The sequence below is a fragment of the Alcanivorax sp. HI0083 genome (assembly GCF_001635175.1).
Genome location: NZ_LWFX01001280.1, coordinates 1 through 3205, shown reverse-complemented (window position 1 = coordinate 3205; position 3205 = coordinate 1). Strand labels below are relative to the sequence as shown.

5 protein-coding genes are annotated in these 3205 nt (G+C 59.4%); 2 read left to right on the top strand and 3 right to left on the bottom strand.

The features are described from left to right. Together A3754_RS18970 and A3754_RS18965 are read right to left on the bottom strand one after the other, a co-directional pair. On the bottom strand, positions 1 to 553 hold a 553-nt coding region (locus A3754_RS18970; RefSeq protein WP_369817627.1), incomplete at its 3' end, for an NAD(P)H-dependent flavin oxidoreductase. Between the two features lie 149 nt (positions 554 to 702). Further along, positions 703 to 1320 (bottom strand): TetR/AcrR family transcriptional regulator, encoded by a 618-nt coding sequence (locus tag A3754_RS18965; RefSeq protein ID WP_063520946.1) that lies wholly within the window; start codon positions 1318 to 1320, stop codon positions 703 to 705. 591 nt (positions 1321 to 1911) lie between these two features. Here A3754_RS18965 and A3754_RS18955 point away from each other — a divergent pair. Continuing rightward, positions 1912 to 2169 (top strand): hypothetical protein, encoded by a 258-nt coding sequence (locus A3754_RS18955; RefSeq protein WP_063520944.1) that lies wholly within the window; start codon positions 1912 to 1914, stop codon positions 2167 to 2169. A 114-nt stretch (positions 2170 to 2283) separates the two neighbouring features. Here the strand turns inward: A3754_RS18955 and A3754_RS18950 are convergent, their stop codons facing one another. After that, complete coding sequence (locus A3754_RS18950) at positions 2284 to 2646, bottom strand: STAS/SEC14 domain-containing protein (protein ID WP_063520943.1); 363 nt, start codon at positions 2644 to 2646, stop codon at positions 2284 to 2286. A 73-nt stretch (positions 2647 to 2719) separates the two neighbouring features. Here A3754_RS18950 and A3754_RS18945 point away from each other — a divergent pair. Next, a partial coding sequence (locus tag A3754_RS18945) for a response regulator (protein ID WP_063520942.1) occupies positions 2720 to 3205 on the top strand: 486 nt, incomplete at its 3' end.

Sequence of the window (3205 nt, the reverse complement as noted above, 5' to 3'; positions counted from 1 at the left end):
TGGAACCGGACAGGGCCAGCGGGCCGTCGAACCAGCTGCGAATTTCCTGCATCAGCGCGAACGGGGACAGCTGCCCGGCGTGGCCACCGGCACCGGCGGCGACAGCGATCAGGCCATCGGCGCCTTTTTCGATCGCCTTGTGGGCAAAGTGATTGTTGATCACGTCATGCATCACCATGCCGCCCCAGCCGTGTACTGCCTGGTTCACGTCTTCGCGGGCGCCCAGGGAAGTGATCACCATGGGCACCTTGTACTTTTCACACAGCTCCAGGTCTTTCTCGAGGCGATCATTGGAGCGGTGAACAATCTGGTTGACTGCGAACGGGGCGGAGGGTTGGTCCGGGTGGTCCCGGTCCCAGGCGGCCAGCTCTTCGGTAATGCGGTGCAGCCATTCATCCAGCTGCGACAGCGGGCGGGCGTTCAGTGACGGGAACGAGCCGATGGCGCCGGCCTGGCATTGGGCGATCACCAGGTCCGGGTTGGAAATGATGAACAGCGGTGAACACATCACCGGCAGGCGCAGGCGGGAGCGAATTTCAATGGGCAAAGACATGGCAGTGTCCTCATGCTGGGCCCCGGTATTAACGCGGGGCAGGGTCCGGGCCACCGGAAACACGACCCGGCGGGATAAATATACGAAGTAAAATTTACACCGTACATTTATAGAGTCAAGTCTGCCGATGTGGGGATTGAGCGGATTGGTCAGGAATCCAGAGTGGGCGGGGTGACCTGCATGCCGGCGTAGAGGGTGCGCATGATCTTCTCGCGCAGGGTGTCGCCGTCCATGCCGCGCAGGCCGCTGGCCAGTTCCAGCACCACGATGCCATGGAGGTTGGCCCAGAACATATAGCCGATCAGCTGGGCATCGCCCTTGAGCAGGCCAGCCTCAATCATCTCGCGCACATAGCCCACCATGGTTTCCTGGGCACGGCCATTGGCGGCCTGCAGTTCCGGGTAACGGTCTTCGTCGGGCTGGGAAAAGGAGAAAATCAGCTGGTAGGCAGCGGGGTGCGACTTGGCAAACCCCACGTAGGCATCACCCACGGCGCGGCCTTTACTGCGGGCGTCGGGGGCGCTGGCCACGGCGGTTTCCAGTGTGGCAGCAAAGCGGTTGAAGGCGGCGGCGCGGACGGTGGCCAGAATGTCATCCTTGTCGCGGAAATAGCGGTAGGGCGTCATCGGGCTCACCCCCACTTCGCTGGCGATCTGACGCATGGTCACATTCTGGGGGCCACGTTCGATGAACAGACGAGTAGCCGCCTCGCACACGGATTCACGAAAGTGCGCGATCTCGGCCTCGGTTTTTGCTTTTTTGGCCAACGCAGGGCTCCACGGCAAAGGTAACGCGTACAGTGTAAAGCATGTGGTGGTGATCTGCCTGAGGCGCGCCAAACAGGCACGGATATTGAAAGGGAGGGGAGGCCCGCATTAACGCGGGCCTATAGAGAGGTAATTGCGTGCCCTTGCCCCCGAATTTCATGCATGCCCGCGTGGATGCAGTGAGAAACAAGCTCAACGTGCAGGTCTGCAGCCTGTATCAGGCTGATGGTCAGCAGCAGTGCCTGGAGATCGTCGCTACCAGTGGCCTTAATCAGCAAGTGTTGGGAGCCACCCTGACGTACAGCCAGGGGGTGAGAACCTGTTCATGGTCTATACGCAACCGTGTTGCCGCTAAAAATGGTGCCAGGCAAGGCGCGGACCGCAGGGCCTGATGGGTCAAGTTCAAGGTTCGCAACGCAGAATGGCGCCATTTTTAGCGGCAACCCGAAGGGCCGGGCACCTTTTGCCGTCAGTCCGTGATTACTCTTGTTTATGTAGAATGGCTACACGGCACACTCGTAATCACGGGCTGACAACAAAATGAACTCCGGCGCGGCTGCGTATAGATCATGAGCAGGTTCTTCCGGCAAGGTGGCGCGCAGCCGCAGCGCCGTGGCGGCCCGGGATATCCAGGCGCATATGGATTACTTCTATGTACCCGGTTCCGATGAAGAGCATTTTCGCAGTTATCTGGGCATTCCGCTGGAATACGACGGCGTGCTCTACGGAGTGTTGGTGGTGCAAACACGGGTGAAGAAAACTTTCTTTCTGAAGGACATCAGAGAGCTGCACAGCGCCGGCCGGGATCTGCTGGATGCGTTGAAATTGAGTTTGCGGCAGGCGGGGTAAAGGCAGCTGCGAACTTCGAGTGATGAGCTGCGAGAAAGATCAAAACCTTGTACTCATGGGACTTGGCTTTTCCGCTTTTCCTCGCCGCTGGCAGCTCGTAGCTCGTAGCTGCCTTTAGCTCGCCAACCAGCTTAGCGCATCTTTTTGTTCTGCCCATTCAAATACCCGGACGTCACCGGGAATCAGCGCGCTGGCCTGCTGGACGGTGTTGCTGATCCAGTCGTGGCTGGTGACCACCGCAATGCGCTTCCAGCTCAGTGGGTGGCGCAAGCCGACCAAGGCGTCCTGCAACATGGCGCCGGCAGAAAATGCGTCGAAAGTCGGGCCAATTTCGTAGAGCACATTAATGTGCTCGTGCTGGCTTAGTGCCCCTTCGATGGCAGGCACCAGCACCTTGCGGTAGTCCTCGGCGGTGAGTTCGCCGTGGGCGCTGACCCCCACGGTGTCTCCGGGCAGATTGTCGATCAGTTCCAACATAAACGCCTCCTGGCATGGGAACGCTCTCGTGGTCTGGTTATCATGCCATGGTTACTGGCCAGGAAGATTTCAAGTGCCCGCTGTACTGATCGTAGAAGATGAACCGCGTATTGCCGAGCCGCTGGTGTTTGCGCTGGAGCGTGAGCATTTCGCCGTGACCCATGTGACGCTGGGGCAGGATGCGCTGGATACTGTTAGTGCCCAGCCTTTCGACGTTGTTGTGCTGGATGTGGGGCTGCCGGATATCAATGGCTTCGAGGTGCTCAAGCAGCTGCGCCAGCGCAGCGAACTGCCGGTGCTTTTTCTCACAGCCCGCCAGGATGAAGTGGACCGCATTTTGGGGCTGGAACTGGGTGGCGACGATTATGTCACCAAGCCGTTCAGCCCCCGTGAAGTGGTGGCTCGTATTCGTGCCATTCTCAAACGCATCGTGCCCACGTCACCGGCGCCCGCTCACGCCGTTGACGAATCGCCCTGGCAGGTGGATGAAGCCGGGTTTCGTATTTCTTTTCGTTGCAAACCGCTGACACTGACGCGTTCGGAATACCGCATTCTGGCG

Coding starts and splice junctions, on each gene's coding strand:
- A3754_RS18950 (WP_063520943.1), bottom strand. CDS start 2,646: ATGTTGGAACTGATCGACAATCTGCCCGGAGACACCGTGGGGGTCAGC.